At 71.9% G+C, this 14,964-nt stretch carries 17 protein-coding genes; 9 read left to right on the top strand and 8 right to left on the bottom strand.

What is annotated here, in order from left to right; all coding sequences use genetic code 11:
• Positions 1 to 37 precede the first annotated feature (37 nt).
• Positions 38 to 1,198 (bottom strand): low temperature requirement protein A, encoded by a 1,161-nt coding sequence (locus OG444_RS16535; RefSeq protein WP_327262904.1) that lies wholly within the window; start codon positions 1,196 to 1,198, stop codon positions 38 to 40.
• A gap of 254 nt (positions 1,199 to 1,452) precedes the next feature.
• Here OG444_RS16535 and OG444_RS16530 point away from each other — a divergent pair, with 254 nt between their 5' ends.
• The 9 genes from OG444_RS16530 (at position 1,453) to OG444_RS16490 (ending at position 9,358) form a co-directional block, all read left to right on the top strand.
• Positions 1,453 to 1,842 (top strand): GntR family transcriptional regulator, encoded by a 390-nt coding sequence (locus OG444_RS16530; protein ID WP_327262903.1) that lies wholly within the window; start codon positions 1,453 to 1,455, stop codon positions 1,840 to 1,842.
• A complete protein-coding gene (locus OG444_RS16525; protein WP_327262902.1) occupies positions 1,839 to 2,738 on the top strand; it encodes an ABC transporter ATP-binding protein in 900 nt (299 codons plus the stop codon). Before OG444_RS16530 ends, OG444_RS16525 begins: the two co-directional genes overlap by 4 nt.
• On the top strand, positions 2,735 to 3,667 hold the full coding sequence (locus OG444_RS16520; RefSeq protein ID WP_327262901.1) for an ABC transporter permease: 933 nt from the start codon (positions 2,735 to 2,737) through the stop codon (positions 3,665 to 3,667). Before OG444_RS16525 ends, OG444_RS16520 begins: the two co-directional genes overlap by 4 nt.
• 207 nt (positions 3,668 to 3,874) lie before the next feature.
• Positions 3,875 to 5,017: an MFS transporter gene (locus OG444_RS16515; RefSeq protein ID WP_327262900.1), complete on the top strand. Its 1,143-nt coding sequence runs from the start codon at positions 3,875 to 3,877 to the stop codon at positions 5,015 to 5,017.
• A complete protein-coding gene (locus OG444_RS16510) occupies positions 5,014 to 7,332 on the top strand; it encodes a molybdopterin oxidoreductase family protein (RefSeq protein ID WP_327262899.1) in 2,319 nt (772 codons plus the stop codon). Before OG444_RS16515 ends, OG444_RS16510 begins: the two co-directional genes overlap by 4 nt.
• 6 nt (positions 7,333 to 7,338) lie before the next feature.
• On the top strand, positions 7,339 to 7,938 hold the full coding sequence (locus OG444_RS16505) for a 4Fe-4S dicluster domain-containing protein (RefSeq protein WP_327262898.1): 600 nt from the start codon (positions 7,339 to 7,341) through the stop codon (positions 7,936 to 7,938).
• Positions 7,935 to 8,600 carry a QcrA and Rieske domain-containing protein gene (locus OG444_RS16500; RefSeq protein ID WP_327262897.1) on the top strand — a complete coding sequence of 222 codons (666 nt, stop codon included), beginning with the start codon at positions 7,935 to 7,937 and terminating at the stop codon, positions 8,598 to 8,600. The genes OG444_RS16505 and OG444_RS16500 overlap by 4 nt, the downstream gene beginning before the upstream one ends.
• Positions 8,597 to 8,965, top strand: coding sequence for a hypothetical protein (locus tag OG444_RS16495; protein WP_327262896.1), 369 nt, complete (start codon positions 8,597 to 8,599; stop codon positions 8,963 to 8,965). Before OG444_RS16500 ends, OG444_RS16495 begins: the two co-directional genes overlap by 4 nt.
• 180 nt (positions 8,966 to 9,145) lie before the next feature.
• Complete coding sequence (locus OG444_RS16490) at positions 9,146 to 9,358, top strand: hypothetical protein (RefSeq protein ID WP_327262895.1); 213 nt, start codon at positions 9,146 to 9,148, stop codon at positions 9,356 to 9,358.
• Between the two features lie 22 nt (positions 9,359 to 9,380).
• On the opposite strand, the gene mscL is transcribed toward OG444_RS16490, so the two are convergent.
• From mscL to OG444_RS16455, 7 genes are all read right to left on the bottom strand, one after another.
• Entirely contained in the window at positions 9,381 to 9,875 is a 495-nt protein-coding gene (gene mscL, locus OG444_RS16485; RefSeq protein ID WP_401278588.1) for a large conductance mechanosensitive channel protein MscL, read from the bottom strand.
• A gap of 120 nt (positions 9,876 to 9,995) precedes the next feature.
• Positions 9,996 to 10,406 (bottom strand): hypothetical protein, encoded by a 411-nt coding sequence (locus tag OG444_RS16480; protein WP_327262893.1) that lies wholly within the window; start codon positions 10,404 to 10,406, stop codon positions 9,996 to 9,998.
• A gap of 337 nt (positions 10,407 to 10,743) precedes the next feature.
• On the bottom strand, positions 10,744 to 11,451 hold the full coding sequence (pyrF, locus tag OG444_RS16475; RefSeq protein ID WP_327262892.1) for an orotidine-5'-phosphate decarboxylase: 708 nt from the start codon (positions 11,449 to 11,451) through the stop codon (positions 10,744 to 10,746).
• Positions 11,448 to 12,026: a carboxymuconolactone decarboxylase family protein gene (locus OG444_RS16470; RefSeq protein ID WP_327262891.1), complete on the bottom strand. Its 579-nt coding sequence runs from the start codon at positions 12,024 to 12,026 to the stop codon at positions 11,448 to 11,450. The genes pyrF and OG444_RS16470 overlap by 4 nt, the downstream gene beginning before the upstream one ends.
• 188 nt (positions 12,027 to 12,214) lie before the next feature.
• Positions 12,215 to 13,048, bottom strand: a complete 834-nt coding sequence (locus OG444_RS16465) for an S-methyl-5'-thioadenosine phosphorylase (protein ID WP_327262890.1) — start codon at positions 13,046 to 13,048, stop codon at positions 12,215 to 12,217.
• 74 nt (positions 13,049 to 13,122) lie between these two features.
• On the bottom strand, positions 13,123 to 13,446 hold the full coding sequence (locus OG444_RS16460; RefSeq protein WP_030761807.1) for an FmdB family zinc ribbon protein: 324 nt from the start codon (positions 13,444 to 13,446) through the stop codon (positions 13,123 to 13,125).
• A gap of 67 nt (positions 13,447 to 13,513) precedes the next feature.
• On the bottom strand, positions 13,514 to 14,926 hold the full coding sequence (locus tag OG444_RS16455; RefSeq protein WP_327262889.1) for an MFS transporter: 1,413 nt from the start codon (positions 14,924 to 14,926) through the stop codon (positions 13,514 to 13,516).
• Positions 14,927 to 14,964 lie beyond the last annotated feature (38 nt).

Raw genomic sequence — 14,964 nt, 5'->3', positions numbered from 1 at the left:
GGCGGTGCGCGGGCGCGCGGGAGGAACGAGGAGGGAGTCAGGCGGCGGAGGTGGCCCCGAACCGTGTGGAGAGGAGCAGGCCGGCCGTCACCGTCAGCACCCCGACCAGACCCGCCCACAGCACGGCGTGGGTGCCCGTCCAGGTGCAGGCGAGCGTCACGAGGGCCGACACCGGCAGGACCAGCTGCTGGGCGGGGCCGCGCTTGAAGTGGCGGGAGTGCAGCAGCCACACCATCAGCAGGAACAGCGCGGTCGGGACCATGACGGAGGCGTTCGCGGCGACCTGGGAGATGTGCGCCTTGCCGACCGCGTGCTCGACGGCGACCTCGATGCCGGCGCCGATCGCCGCGCCCGAGGCGAAGATCAGCAGGTGCCCGTAGCCCCACGGGATGGCCTCGCGGTTGGACCTCAGGTGCTCGTGCATCGGTACGGCGAAGTAGATCCACCACGCGGCGAAGACGATCAGCAGACCGCCCGCGGCGATGGGCAGCAGCCGGTCCAGCGCCTCGTGCTCGTCGATCCCGGACTTGACGGCCACCGTGGCCGCGGCGATCGTCTCGCCGAGCACGATGATGGTGAACAGGCCGTACCGCTCCACGATGTGGTGCGCGTGCCAGGGCGTCTGGTGCCCGCGTTCGGCGATGACCGGAACCGCCAGCTCGGCGACGAGCAGGACGAGGAACGTCCAGCGCTTGAGGTCGTCGGGGACGAACAGCAGGCCGATCCAGCCCAGCTGACAGATCACCAGCCCGGCCGCGTACTTCAGCGCTGCCGCCCGGGCCTCGCCCTGTTCCCCGGAGGCGGCCCGCAGCCACTGGGCCGTCAGGGCGACGCGCATGATGATGTAGCCGGTGACGGCGACCGCCCAGTCGTTGTCGTCGAAGGCCCGGCTCACCCCGGCCGCGTACACGAGCACGCCCGCGATCTGCATGAGCGTCGCGATCCGGTACGGGACGTCGTCCACGTCGTACGCCGAGGCGAACCAGGTGAAGTTCATCCAGGCCCACCACACGCCGAAGAAGACGAAGAAGTAGCCGACGACCCCGGCGCCGGGATGGCCCTCCGCGAGCGAGTGCACCAGCCGGGCGCCCGCCTGCGCGATGGCGACGACGAAGCAGAGGTCGAAGAACAGCTCCAGCGGGGTGGCGGCCCGGTGGAGCTCGCCGGGGCTGCGGGCGGTCATGGGGGAGTAGGCCATACCGGCCAGGAGACCAGAGGCGAAGACCTCCGGCAGGCCGGACGCGCTGCCCGCGGGGCCCGTGTGCCCCGGGCGGATGCGCGGGAACACCGGCCGCCCGGCGGACTCCCGCCCGGGACGCCGCCCGCCCGCCACCGTGCCCCGCCAGGGGGGCGTGGGGGGGCTCTTCCTGATCTTGTCGCCCGGATCGGTTGACAGGGGCGCCGCCCTGCACCACCCTTTCACTACTTACCTAGTGAAAGGGTGGTGTTGTCGTGCTCGCATACCGGATCGACCGTCGCAGCGGCATCGCCACGTACCTGCAGATCGTCCAGCAGACCAAGCAGGCTCTGCGCCTGGGGCTGCTGGAGCCCGGCGACAAACTGCCGACCGCACGCGAGGTCGTGGAAGCCACCGCCATCAACCCGAACACCGTCCTCAAGGCGTACCGCGAGCTGGAGCGCGAAGGGCTCGTCGAGGCCAGGCGGGGCCTCGGCACCTTCATCCGGAAGTCCCTGGGCGACGCCCGGACCGACTCTCCGCTGGCCGGTGAACTCGCCGACTGGGCGGGGCGGGCCCGGGAGGCCGGGATGGAACGGGACGACGTGGCCGCGCTCTTCGCATCCGTACTGGAACAACACTTCAAGGGGGACGGCGACTCATGACCGAACCGGTGATAGAGGCGCAGGGCCTCGGCCTGCGCTACGGACGCAGGGGAGGCTGGGCGCTGCGCGACTGCTCCTTCCGGCTCCCCGAGGGCCGGGTGTGCGCGCTCGTGGGTCCCAACGGCGCCGGAAAATCAACACTGCTGAGCATCGCGGCCGGGCTCGTGCAGCCCACGGAGGGCGCGCTCCGCACGGCGCCCCGCGAGGCAGTGGCGTACGTGGGCCAGGACAAGCCCCTCTACCCGCAGCTCACCGTCGCCGAGACCCTGCGCATGGGACGCGAGCTCAACCCCGGCCGCTGGGACGCGAAGGCGGCGGAGCGGATCGTGGAGGGCGGGGCGCTCGACCAGGGCGCCAGGGTCCGTACCCTCTCCGGCGGCCAGCGCACCCGGGTCGCCCTGGCCCTGGCCCTCGGCAAGCGCCCCGACCTGCTCCTGCTGGACGAGCCGATGGCCGACCTCGACCCGCTCGCCCGGCACCAGCTCATGGGCACCCTCATGGCCGACGCCGCCGAGCACGGCACCTCCGTCGTGATGTCCTCGCACATCCTCACGGAGCTGGAGGGCGCCTGCGACCACCTGCTGCTCGTCGACGGCGGCCGGGTCCGTCTCTCCGGCCCCATCGACGAGGTCCAGGCGGCCCATCTGCTACTCACCGGCCCCGCCGCCGCTTCCGCCGAACTCGCCGCGCACACCGTCGTCGAGACCCGCGTCACCGGGCGCCTGCTCACCGCGCTCGTACGGCCGCGGGGAACCGTCGACAGCGGGACCTGGCAGACGACACGTCCCTTCCTGGAGGAACTCCTGCTCGCCCACCTGCGTTCGCCCGACGCGCCGGCCTTCGCCGCCGACGGGTCCCTCGACGGCTCCATCGGCACCGCAGGGGTGACGGCATGAGCCTGCCTGCACTGAAGGGCCCGTACTGGGTCACGGTCCGCCAGCACCGGCGCGTGCTGTGGGTGCTTCCCTCGGCCGCGGTCGCGGGCCTCGCCGCGGTGGTCGCCCTGCGCGTGTGGGCCGTGGACCCGGACGCCGACGGGGTGATGACGCAGACCCCGAACCACGCGTACAGCCTGCTGCGGATCTGTATGGAGTGGGCGGGCGGGGTACTGCTGTTCCTGCCGCTGCTGGTGGGGGCCTTCGTGGCCGGCCCGATGATCGCCCGTGAGCTGGAGAGCGGCACGTGGCGGCTCGCCCTCTCCCAGTCGATCACGCCGAGGGCCTGGCTCGGTGCGAAGGTCGTCGTGGCCGCGGCGGTCGCCGTGCTCGGTTCGGCCGCGCTGGCCGGGGTCTACCGCCTCGGCTGGTCCCGGGTGTACGGCTCCTACCAGTTCCACTGGGCCGATCGAGGACCGTACGAAGCGGGCGGCCCGGTGCTCATCGGCTACTGCCTGCTCGCCGTCGCCGTCGGAGCACTCGTGGGGCAGCTGATCCGGCGCACCCTCGTCGCCATGGCGGTCACCGGCCTCCTCACCGGCCTGGTGCTGCTGTGCCTCGGCGCCGTGCGGTGGTCGCTCCTTTCCGTGGAGACCACTACCGGGCCCCTGTCCGGGAGCCTGGCGGGGCGGATGCCCGGGTCGGCCATGCTGGTGGATTCGGGATACCTCACCGCCACGGGCGAACGCCTGCCCGGATACGTCTGCTTCCAGCGGACCCACAGCCTGCAGGACTGCCCCGTCGACCTGAACGTCACCGGCTGGTACACCGACTTCCACCCGATCTCGCACTACTGGCTGACGCAGCTCGTCGAAACCTCCATCGTGCTGGCCCTGGCCTCCGCCGCCCTCTACGCGGCCTTCCGGCTCGGGCGCGCCCGGCGCGGCTGAGCGGGTTCCCGCGGTCAAGGGCCCGGGCTCGTCCCGGGCCCTTGAGGGTCGGAGATTCTCGCCGAGGCGCGGGAGAACGGAGGAGCGGGCGGCCGGGGCCGGGGAGATTTCCGAGGCGGGCGGCCCGGTGGCGGTGTGACCCCGTTCGGCCCCATCGGAAATGCCTCATAGCGGGCTGAATACTCACAGATCACCTAGCGTGGGGCTGTGCCCGAGCCATCAGAAGCCCTCGCCGAGCCGAACCCTCCCTCCGGGGGCCCCGGCTCCGCCGAGGCCGCTGAGGGCCCGCCGGCCACGGCGCCGCCGGATCCCGGCCCGGGCAGCCGGCGGTCGGTCGCCGCCCGGGCCACCCTGGCCGGCACCGTCGTCTCCCTCCTGCTGGTCGCCGCGATCGTGCTGGGCAGCCGGATGCTGCGCGACTTCGACGCCGCGCTGCTGCCGTATGCCGTCGCCACCGTCTTCCTGGCCTTCGGCGTGGCCCACCGGTACACGGTCTGGGTCTCCGCGCCCGGCGCGCGCCGCCTCTTCAGGAAGGGGTTCGGCAGCCTCTTCTCGGCCGACAACTTCCGCCGGGCGCCCACCGCCCTGCCGAAGATGACCGCCACCTACCTCGGCCTCCAGAAGTTCCTCGGCGCCCGCTCGCGCGGCCGCTGGGCCGCCCACCAGCTCATCTTCTGGGGCTGCATCCTGGCGGCGCTCATCACCTTCCCGCTGACCTGGGGCTGGTTCACCTTCACCTCCGACAGCGGCTCCGGCCCCGGCTACGAGATGCGGATCTGGGGGTTCAAGGTCCTCGGCTTCGACTCGCTGGACATCGTGGGCCAGCTGATGTTCCACGGCCTGGACATCGCCGCCGTGCTGGTCATCCCCGGTGCCTCGTACTTCCTGTGGCGCAGGATGAAGGACCGGGGCGCCATCACCGGCCAGCGCTTCGCCTACGACCTGCTGCCACTGATCTGCCTGATCGTGATCTCCGTGACGGGGCTGCTGCTGACCTTCTCGTCGATCTTCCTGCACGGCGGCGGCTACGAGTTCCTGGCCGTCCTGCACATGGTGTCGGTGGTGTTCACCCTCATCTACATCCCGTTCGGGAAGTTCTTCCACATCGTCCAGCGCCCGGCCGCGGTCGGCATGCAGCTGTTCAAGTACACGGCGCGGCAGGACGAGCAGGTCTTCGCCTGCAAGCGGTGCGGCGAGCCCGTCGACACCACCCCGTACGTGGAGAACCTGCGCGGCACGATGCAGGACCTGAAGCTCGACTTCAACGCCTTCGTCGAATACTGCCCGCGCTGCAAACGGGTACTGCGGGGCAACGCCTACCTGACCCAGGTCAAGAGGGGCTTCAAGTGACCGCGACGGAACCCGCCGGCCCCGTTCCGCTGCCCCTGGACCCTTCGATCGCCCCGCCCGGCACCCGCACCTTCCGCGACGCGGGCGGCATCCCCGCCGACCAGTGGCACGCCGACCAGAACGGCGAGACCCTCGTCCCCACCCACTGCTGCTTCTGCGGCGTGCAGTGCGGGATGTACCTGCGCGTGGACCGGGCCGGCAAGGTCTTCGGCGTGGAGCCCCGCAACCACGACATCAACCGGATGCGGCTGTGCCCCAAGGGCATCAACGCCTATCAGCAGGTCAACCACCCCGACCGGCTGACCGCGCCGCTCATGCGGCGCTCCCGGGACGAGGAGTTCCGTGAGGCCTCCTGGGACGAGGCCCTCGACTTCACCGTCGCCGAGATCCGCCGCATCCAGGGGGCCCACGGCAACGACGCCTTCGGGCTGCTCGGCGGCGCCAGCCTGTACTCCGAGAAGACCTACCTGGTCGGCAAGTTCGCCCGGGTCGCGCTGAAGACCCGGCACGTCGACTACAACGGCCGCCTGTGCATGGTCAGCGCGGCGGGCGCCAACAAGCTCGCCTTCGGCATCGACCGGGCCGGCAACCCCTTCTCCGACATCCTCCTCACCGACTGCCTGCTGATCGCCGGGTCGAACGTGGGCGAGTGCTTCCCCGTGATGACCCAGTACGTCTGGGGAGCCCGCGACCGGGGCGCCTCGCTGATCGTCGTCGACCCGCGCGAGACGGCCGTCGCCCGCACCGCCGACATCCACGTCGCCCTCAGGCCCGGCACCGACTCGGCCTTCTTCAACGCCGTGCTGAACGTGATCATCGCCGAGGGCCTGACCGACGAGCCCTACCTGGCGGCGCACACCACGGGCTGGGACGAGGTCCGGGAGGCCGTCCAGGGCTACCCGCCCTCCCGCGCGGCCGAGATCTGCGGCGTACCCGAGGAACAGATCGTCCGGGTCGCCCGCACCTTCGGACGCGCGGCCAAGGCCATGGCCTTCCACGCCCGCGGGGTGGAACACCACTCGCAGGGCGTCGAGAACTGCCTGTCCATCATCAACCTGTGCGTGGCCACCGGAAACCTCGGCAAACCGGGAGCCGGCTACGGCACCATCACCGGCCAGGGCAACGGTCAGGGCGGCCGCGAGCACGGCCAGAAGGCGGACCTCCTTCCCGGCGGCCGGTCCATCCTGAACGAGGAGCACCGCCGCCAGATCTCCCGGATCTGGGGCATCGAGGAGTCGGACCTCCCGCAAGCCGGCACCTCCATGATGGAGATGGTCTGGCAGATGCAACGGAGAGAGATCCGCGGTCTGATCGGCATCTGCAACAACCCCTTCGTGTCGCTCCCCAACTACCGGACGGTCAAGGAGGGCTACGACACCCTCGAATTCCACGCGCAGTTCGACTTCTTCCTCTCCGAGACCGCGGCCAACGCACACGTGGTCTTCCCGGTCACCGTGTGGGCGGAGGACGAGGGCGTCATGGCGAACACCGAGGCCCGCGTGGTCAAGCACAACAAGGCGCAGGAGCCCCCCGCCGGGGTGCGAACCGACACCTGGGTGATGTGCGAGCTCGCACGCCGGCTCGGAGCCGGTGACAAGTTCGCCTTCGCCGGCTCCCGCGAGGTGTTCGACGAGCTGCGCCTCGCCTCCGCCGGCACGGTCAACGACTACTTCGGGATCACCTACGAACGGCTGGAGGAGACCGGCGGAATCGCGTGGCCCTGCCCCTCCCTCGAACACCCGGGAACACCAAGGCTGTTCGAGGGCGGCCGGACCTACCACCCCGACGGCAAGGTCCACCTGCAGGTCGTCGAGTGGCACGCGCCCGTGGACCCCTACACCGAGGAGTACCCGCTCTCCCTCACCACCGGCCGCACCGTCGCGCACTTCCTCTCCGGCAACCAGACCCGCCGCCTGGGTGCCCTGGTCGAACAGACCCCGCGTCCCTGGGTGGAGGTCCACCCCTCGCACGGCTACCGCAACGGCGACCCGGTGCGGGTGGTCACCCGGCGCGGCAGCGAGGTCTTCCCGGCCCTGGTCACCGAGGCCATCCGCCCGGACACGGTCTTCATCCCCTACCACTGGCCCGTACCGACGGCCGCGAACGCCCTGACCATCGACGCCCTCGACCCCCGCTCGAAGATCCCGGAGTACAAGGTGTGCGCCGCCCGGATCGAGCCCGCCGACCGCGTCGACGAGGTCCCCGCGCCTCCCACGGCCCCGGGCCACGAGGCCTACCCGGAGACCCAGGTCTCCCGTGCCGACCCCCTGCCCCCCACGTCCTCGCAGGGACGCGGCACGGCGGAGAGGAGCTGACCCGCCATGATGGGCCGCACGATCTTCATCGACCCGGGCCGCTGCATCGGCTGCCAGGCCTGCGTCTCGGCCTGCCGCGAATGCGACTCCCACCGAGGCAAGTCGATGATCCACCTGGACTACACCGAACCGGGCGTGTCCGTCGCCTCCCTTCCGACCGTCTGCATGCACTGCGAGGACCCGGTCGCCCCCTGCGCCGAGGTCTGTCCCGCCGACGCGATCCTGGTGACCGCCGACGGCGTGGTCCAGCAGGCCGACACCACCCGCTGCATCGGCTGCGCCAACTGCGTCAACGCCTGCCCCTTCGGCGTTCCCAAGATCGACCTCCAGGCGAAGCTCCAGATGAAGTGCAACCTCTGCTACGACCGCACCGCCTACGGCCTCGCCCCCATGTGCGCCACCGTCTGCCCCACCGGCGCGCTCTTCTACGGAACCCTCGAAGAGCTCCAGGCCGAGCGTCCCGGCGTCCAGGTGGCCGACTCCTTCGCCTTCGGCGACGTGATGGTCACGACCGGGGTGGCGATGGTCGTCCCCGCCGACAAGGTCCAGTGGCCCGTCCCCGGCGGGCTGCCCGTCGTAGAGGTGAATGGAGTCGACGTCCGATGAGCCTCACCGAACACCCCCCTCCCTCTCCCGGACCCGGTCCGCAGGCCGACGGCGACGACGCCGCCGAGCAGCTGCGCGAACGGATCAGCGCCGACTCCCTCACCACCCGCCGCGACTACCTGCGGATCGTCGCCACCGTCTCCGGCGGCCTGGCCGTCGGCGGCATCGGCGTCGCCGCCGGCATCCTGCACCGGGACGGCGACAGCGAGACACTGCCCGAGCCCCGGCTGGTCACCGACCAGCTGGCGCCCGGCCGGTCGGCGGCCTTCCGGTTCCCCGGCGACGAGGACCGGGCCCTCGCCGTGCGGCTGACCGACGGTTCCCTCGTCGGCTACTCCGCCGTCTGCACCCACCTGGCCTGCGCCGTGCTGTGGCGCGAGGACCGGGGCGCCGACGGGGAGCTGTACTGCCCTTGCCACGAGGGAGTCTTCGACGCCCGCACCGGAGAGGTGACCGCGGGCCCGCCGCCCCGTCCCCTCCCCAGGATCTTCCTGACCGAGCGGGCCGACGGCAGTGTCTGGGCCATCGCCACCGCCCGGTCGGGAGAGTCGGCCCGGGAGGCGCTCTGCCGGCAGTTCGGCGACTCCCGCCCCGCGGTGACCCGGCAGCTGGAGTGCCCGGGCGCGAACGGCGGCGCCACGACCGAGCGGGGGCGGACATGAGCGGGGCACAGATCCCTCCGCGCCCGGACTACCGGCCGGGCAGTGCCAGGCCCCGGCTGAACCGTCCGGTGCGGGAGCGGTATCCGCAGATCCGCTCCACCAGCGGCTACGGAGACCCGCGGATCCGGCACACGGGCCCCGGCCCGGGAGCCGGCGGCGAGCAGGAGCCGGAGCGGTCCTCGAAGCTGAACGCCCGCCTGACCCTGGCCCTGACCGTCGTCGTCGGACAGCTCTGGGCGCTGACCGTCACCGTCAACGAGTGGATGAAGGGCGACGCGGGCACGGCCTGGTGGGGCGCGGGATTCCTGGTCCTGTCCTTCCTCGTCGTGATCGCACTGTGGCTGCTGGACCCGAAGGACCGATGACCCGGGTCATCGGCGACGCGAGCTCCGCCTCCCCGCGGGCGAACAACGGGTTTCCGCAGCCCGGAGGTACGGGAGGCCGGGGACAAGGGCGCCGTGGCGCGGGCGGAACCGAGGAGCCCGGCCGGGCCGGGCCGGGGACGAGGGCCGGGGCGGGGGCCGGGGCGGCCGTACCCTGGAGCTATGAGCAGCACCCCCGCCCCCGACCCGCAGCCCGCGACGCCCGCCACCGGGACCGACAAGCCCCGGCCGAAGCCCAGGCTGGTCTTCGACGACCCGCTGGACCAGCAGTCCTCGGACGACACCGACCGAGGCTGGGGCGAGCGGCCGCCCGCCGGCGGAAGCGCGGCCGACCTGGCCCGCTTCCTCGACGAGAAGCCCCCGCACCACATCTGACCGGCCGAGGCGGCCGGAGAGGTCAGAACTCGTCGCGTGAACCGGTGGGTGCCGAGCCGCCACCGCGCTGCGCGACGAGGGCGTCCCGGATCTCCTTGAGGACCTCCAGCTCGGTGATCTCCATCGTCTCCTGCACGCCCTGGCGAGCCTTGCGGCGGGCTTCCTGCTTGGCGAGGTACTTCGCCATCGGCAGCACCATGAGGAAGTAGACGACCGCCGCGGTGATCACGAAGGTCAGCGTCGCGTTCAGCACCGAGCCCCAGAGGATCTCGACACCCGTCGGCTGGCCGTTCGCGCCGATGCCGCAGGGGGCCTTGAGGCAGGACTTGTAGCCGTCCAGGCTCTGCGTGCCGACCGCGCCCACCACCGGGCCGATGATCCCCTTGACCACAGAGTTCACGATGTTCGTGAACGCGGCGCCGATGACCACGGCCACCGCCAGGTCGACCACGTTGCCGCGCATCAGGAAGGCCTTGAAGCCCGCCAGCACGCTCTCCTTCTTCTTCTCGCTCACCACTGAGCCTTTCTTCACATGTACCGAACACGGAGCCAACGGTTCCGAAAGCTACGGCAGTCCGGGCGCGGCGTGTCCAATCGGCCCCCATCTTGAGGTGACTTGACTGCTCGTGCGTACGAATCAACACAACGTCACCGCCAGTCGGGTCATGGCGCCGACCCCCACGAGAACCCGCGCGGTGTCCCGCGGCACGGACAGCACCACCAGCGCCCCGCCGTCCGCAACACCCTTCTCCGGATCGGGAACTTCGGCAACGCGAGCCCCCGCGGCCACCACCCGGGGCGGCCCGCTGCGTTCCGCCGCGACCACGTCCACCCGGTCCCCGGGCCGCAGCAGCCGCACCGTCGCCGCGTCCGCGATGCGCACCGGGGCCGACACCATCCGCACCACGGCCGGTGGAGCCGCATTCTGAGAAGCCCGCGCCGCGGGCGGCGCGCCGCCCCGCGAGGCCTGTGCCTCCGTCCCGCCCACCGCCAGGGCCGCCGCCACGACGGCCAGCGCGGCCGAGGCGGCCCGCCGCCGGCGGCGCACGGCCCGGCGCAGCCGGTCTCCGCCCCGCCCGACGCGAAGCGGCGGGAAGGGCGGGACAGGGCGCGCGGGCGGACATGCGGAAGAAGTCGAAGAGAGCGTTGAAGAAAAGGCCGAAGAGGGCGTCGAAGAGGGCGCCGAGGAGAGCGTCGAAGAGAGCGCCGAAGAGAGCGCCGAAGAGGCCGTCGGACAACGGGACATGACGAACACCACCAGACCGGGTGAGCTGCTGTGCCCGGACCCGTCGCCCGGACACCTACCACGATCCGGCCCCCCGGAGAATCCCGCCGGGGCCTGTGGACAATCCCCAGCTTGTGGAAAACCCTGTCACCCGAAGGGGTCAGCCGCCCGCGCGTACCCGCCGCAGCGCGGCCACCGGGTCCGCGGCCCGGGCGATCGACCGGCCCACCACGACGTGCGAGGCCCCGGCCGCGAAGGCGGCCCGCGGCGTCCCCGGCCGGGCGTGCCCGCCCGCCGCGTCGTCCGGCCCCAGGGTCACCCCCGGCGTGACGATCAGCCGGTCCGGCCCCAGCAGTTCGCGCAGCGCCCCGGCCTCCCGCGGCGAGGCGATGACGCCGTCGCACCCCGCGCCCACCGCCAGCCGCGCCAGCCGCAGCACCTGCTCCTCGGTGTCCGCGGCGACGCCGATGTCCGCGAGGTCGCTCCCGGTCATGCTGGTGACCACCGTCAGCGCGAGCACCCGCAGCCGCGGGAACTCCCGCGCGGCCTCCACCGCCGCGGCCATGATCCCCGTACCGCCCATGCTGTGCACGGTCACCATGGAGGCGCCCAGGGAGCCTGCGGCCCGGACGGCGCCGGCGACGGAGTGGGGGATCTCGAAGAGCTTCAGGTCGAGGAAGACCTCGTGCCCGCGGCCGACGAGGTCCCGCGCGAGTGAGGGGCCTGCGGCGGTCAGCAGTTCCAGGCCGATCTTGTAGGAGCCGCACGCGTCGCCGAGGCGCTCGACCAGCGCCTCGGCGTCCCGGCGGTTGTCGAAGTCGAGGGCGACGATGACCCTGTGGTCGGCGAGGGGGAGGGTGGCGTTCACTCCGCCATTGTCGAGCCCACCGTCCGGCCGGGGACCTGGCAGGCCTCCGAGAAGCCCTGACTGGTCAGGCCGAAGGCGCTGTTGACGCGCGAGCGCCAGTTCTCCAGCGCGACCATCGCGGTGAGCTCGACGAACGCCTCCTCGCCGAGCCGTGCGATCAGCTCCCGCGCGAGCTCGTCCGTGACCGTCGGCTCGGTCTCCGTCATGGCCTCGGAGTACTCCATGACCAGCAGTTCCAGCTCGGTGAACACCTCAGGAGCCTCCCGCCACTGCGGCACCCACTCGATCTTCTCCGTCGGCACGCCCAGCTCGTGGCCCTCCCAGTAGCCGAAGTCCATGCACCACGAGCAGTTGATGCGGGACGCCGCGGCCATCACGGCAAGGTGCTTCAGCCCGGCGTCGAGCGCGTGCCACTTCGCCGCGCTCTGCTCCAGCCGGACGTAGGAGAAGAGCACGCGCGAGTGGTGCCCGTAGGCCTGCCCGGGGTCGAGCACCTTGCCGTAGGTGCGGCGCGAGTACCAGGCCCCGATGCGCATGAGGAGGGTGCGGGGCGGGGTGAGCGAGATACGCGGCATGACAGTCATCTCCCTGGCAGGGGCGGTCTTCGTGTTCCGCCTTCATGAGGGAGGACCGGACAGCCGCGCCGGATGTGACAGCCGCCAGGGGATTTTCCAGGGGTGTCTTGTCGATCGACAAGACACCCCCTGAAGGCTGTCACCGACAACGCCGCCGGGGGCGCACCCGGATGGGGCTGCGGGAGGGGTTACGGAAGCTCGATGCCCAGGTCCCAGCCGTCGTGCGCGTGCGTGCACAGGCAGTCCCTGGCCTCCGTGGCCGGCAGGGCGGCCACCGCGTCGAAGAGCACGTCGCGCAGCCGGCCGACGTTCTCGCCGAACACCTTCAGGACCTCCGTGTGGGAGACGCCCTCACCGGTCTCCGCGCCCGCGTCCAGGTCCGTGACCAGGGCCATCGAGGTGTAGCAGAGCCCCAGCTCGCGGGCGAGCACCGCCTCCGGGTGCCCGGTCATGCCGACCACCGACCAGCCCGCCGCCGCGTGCCACCGCGACTCCGCGCGCGTCGAGAACCGCGGCCCCTCGATGACGACCATGGTGCCGCCGTCCACCGGCTCCCAGTCCCGCCCGCGGGCCGCCGCCAGCGCCACGGACCGGCCCACCGGGCAGTACGGGTCGGCGAAGGTGGTGTGCACGACGTTCGGAACGCTGCCGTCCGGCAGCGGCTCGCCGTCGAAGAAGGTCTGGGCACGGGACTTCGTACGGTCGACCAGCTGGTCGGGAACGAGCAGCGTGCCCGGCCCGTACTCGGCCCGCAGGCCGCCGACCGCGCACGGGCCCAGGACCTGGCGGACACCGACCGAGCGAAGGGCCCACAGGTTGGCCCGGTAATTGATCTTGTGTGGCGGGACGGTGTGACTGCGCCCGTGCCGGGGCAGGAAGGCCACCTGGCGCCCGCCCAGCTCGCCCATGTACAGGGAGTCGCTCGGGGGTCCGTACGGGGTCTCCACCTGGATCTCGGAGACGTCCTCCAGGAAGGAGTAGAAGCCCGATCCGCCGATGACACCGATCTCTGCGTTCACCATGCGGCCCACCCTAACGGGGCATGCCGAAGGCCCCGCTGCCCGGTCGGGGCGGGCGGGGCCTCAGGGAAAAGTGATCAGGCGGCCGACGTGGAGCTGCTGCTGCTCGACGAGCTCGACGACGTCGAGGAGGACGAGGCGGCAGGAGCGGCGGCAGCGGTCGACGTCGAGGACGACGAGGAGCTGGACGACGGCTTCGAGGCGGGCGTGCTGCTCGACGACGCGCCACGGCTGTCGTTCCGGTAGAAACCGGAGCCCTTGAAGACGATGCCGACCGCGGAGAACACCTTCTTCAGGCGTCCGTCGCAGCTCGGGCACACGGTCAGTGCGTCATCGGTGAACTTCTGCACGGCCTCAAGGCCCTCACCGCACTCGGTGCACTGGTACTGGTAGGTCGGCACGAATTTCCTCCTGGCACTCTGACTCAATGAGTGCTAACGACGCTCCATGGTGACGTATTCCGGGCGATCAGTCCACCGTCACCGGCACGCGGTGACCCATCCCACGCTCGTTCACCCGGTTACGGGAGGCCGGTGCGGCGGTGGTGCGAGTGGTCGTCCGCCCCGTCGCCGGGGCCTTGGCCTGCGTCTTCGCCGGGGCCGCGGGCGCGGCCCCGTGCGCGGGCGCGGCCTCCTGCGCGGACGCGTTCACGATCCGGCTCGGGGCCTTCGGTGCCAGCTTCGCGCGCAGCGCCAGCAGCGCGGTCAGCGCGAGCGCGGTGGCGCCCATGGGCACCAGGAAGCCGAACGAGGATCCGTGCGCGTCCGTCAGGCGGCCGGCCAGGATGACCGCGACGGCCTGCCCGAAGGCGATCGAGCCGGTCAGCCAGGTGAAGGCCTCGGTCCGGGCATTGGCGGGGACCAGCTGCTCGACCATCGTGTAGCCGGTGATCAGCGCCGGGGCGATGAACAGGCCGACGACCAGGCCGAGCGCGCCCAGCAGGATCATCGAGTGCGCAGCCCACAGGACGGACGCGGCGGCGGTGAGGCCGATGTAGCCGAGGATGAGCCGGCGGCGCGGGCCGATCTTCCAGGCGATGGCGCCCATGGCGATGCCGGCGATCATGTTGCCCGCGGCGAAGACGCCGTAGAGCAGGCCGTTGGCGCCGGGGTTGCCGATCTCGTTGGAGAAGGCGGCGAGCGAGACCTGCATGCCGCCGAAGACGGCGCCGATCCCGAGGAAGGCGAAGATCAGGACGCGCAGGCCCGGGAAGGACAGCGCGAAGGCGCGCTTCTCGCCGGTGAGCGACGGGGCGTGCGTCTTGGGCTGGCTGGCTCGCTGGGCCGCGAAGAGCAGGCCGCCGAGCAGGGTCAGCGTGGCTTCGGTGACCAGGCCGGCTGCCGGGTGGACGCCGGTGCACAGCGCGGTGGCGAGGACCGGGCCGACGACGAAGGTGAACTCGTCGGTGACGGACTCGAAGGCGGCGGCCGTCGGCAGCAGCGGCGAACCCTCCAGCTTGGCGGCCCAGCGCGCCCGGACCATCGGACCGACCTGCGGCACCGAGGCGCCGGTGGGTACGGCGGCCAGCGCGAGCAGCCAGACCGGCGATCCCGCCAGGGCGAGCGCGGCCAGGCCGGTGACGGCGGCGGAGTGCGCGAGGACCACGGGCAGCAGGACGGCGGTCTGGCCGAAGCGGTCGGTGAAGATGCCCATCAGCGGCGCGGACAGCGCCATGGAGATGCCGGTGACGGCGGCGACGATGCCGGCGCTGGCGTAAGAACCGGTGGTGTGCTGGACCAGCAGCAGGATGCTGATCGTCAGCATGCCGAAGGGGAGTCGTGCTGCGAAGCCGGGGAGTACGAAGCCGAGGGCGCCGGGAGTGCGCAGGAGCTGCCCGTATCCGGGGCGGGCGGACGTGTCGGTCGTGACCGCGGATGTCACGGCCTTGCCTTTCCGCTGCCTGGTAGAGCGTCCCCGTC

The sequence above is a fragment of the Streptomyces sp. NBC_01232 genome (assembly GCF_035989885.1).
Lineage (GTDB): Bacteria > Actinomycetota > Actinomycetes > Streptomycetales > Streptomycetaceae > Streptomyces.
The sequence above is the reverse complement of the archived record's forward strand: the minus strand, read 5'-3'. Positions and strand labels throughout refer to the sequence as shown.

What these genes read in the sequence shown, in the direction of transcription:
- OG444_RS16520 (WP_327262901.1), top strand. Translation starts at nt 2,735, where the DNA reads ATGAGCCTGCCTGCACTGAAGGGCCCGTACTGGGTCACGGTCCGCCAG.
- OG444_RS16490 (WP_327262895.1), top strand. Translation starts at nt 9,146, where the DNA reads ATGAGCAGCACCCCCGCCCCCGACCCGCAGCCCGCGACGCCCGCCACC.
- OG444_RS16465 (WP_327262890.1), bottom strand. Translation starts at nt 13,048, where the DNA reads ATGGTGAACGCAGAGATCGGTGTCATCGGCGGATCGGGCTTCTACTCC.
- OG444_RS16525 (WP_327262902.1), top strand. Translation starts at nt 1,839, where the DNA reads ATGACCGAACCGGTGATAGAGGCGCAGGGCCTCGGCCTGCGCTACGGA.
- OG444_RS16500 (WP_327262897.1), top strand. Translation starts at nt 7,935, where the DNA reads ATGAGCCTCACCGAACACCCCCCTCCCTCTCCCGGACCCGGTCCGCAG.
- OG444_RS16535 (WP_327262904.1), bottom strand. Translation starts at nt 1,198, where the DNA reads ATGGCCTACTCCCCCATGACCGCCCGCAGCCCCGGCGAGCTCCACCGG.
- OG444_RS16505 (WP_327262898.1), top strand. Translation starts at nt 7,339, where the DNA reads ATGATGGGCCGCACGATCTTCATCGACCCGGGCCGCTGCATCGGCTGC.
- OG444_RS16470 (WP_327262891.1), bottom strand. Translation starts at nt 12,026, where the DNA reads ATGCCGCGTATCTCGCTCACCCCGCCCCGCACCCTCCTCATGCGCATC.
- OG444_RS16495 (WP_327262896.1), top strand. Translation starts at nt 8,597, where the DNA reads ATGAGCGGGGCACAGATCCCTCCGCGCCCGGACTACCGGCCGGGCAGT.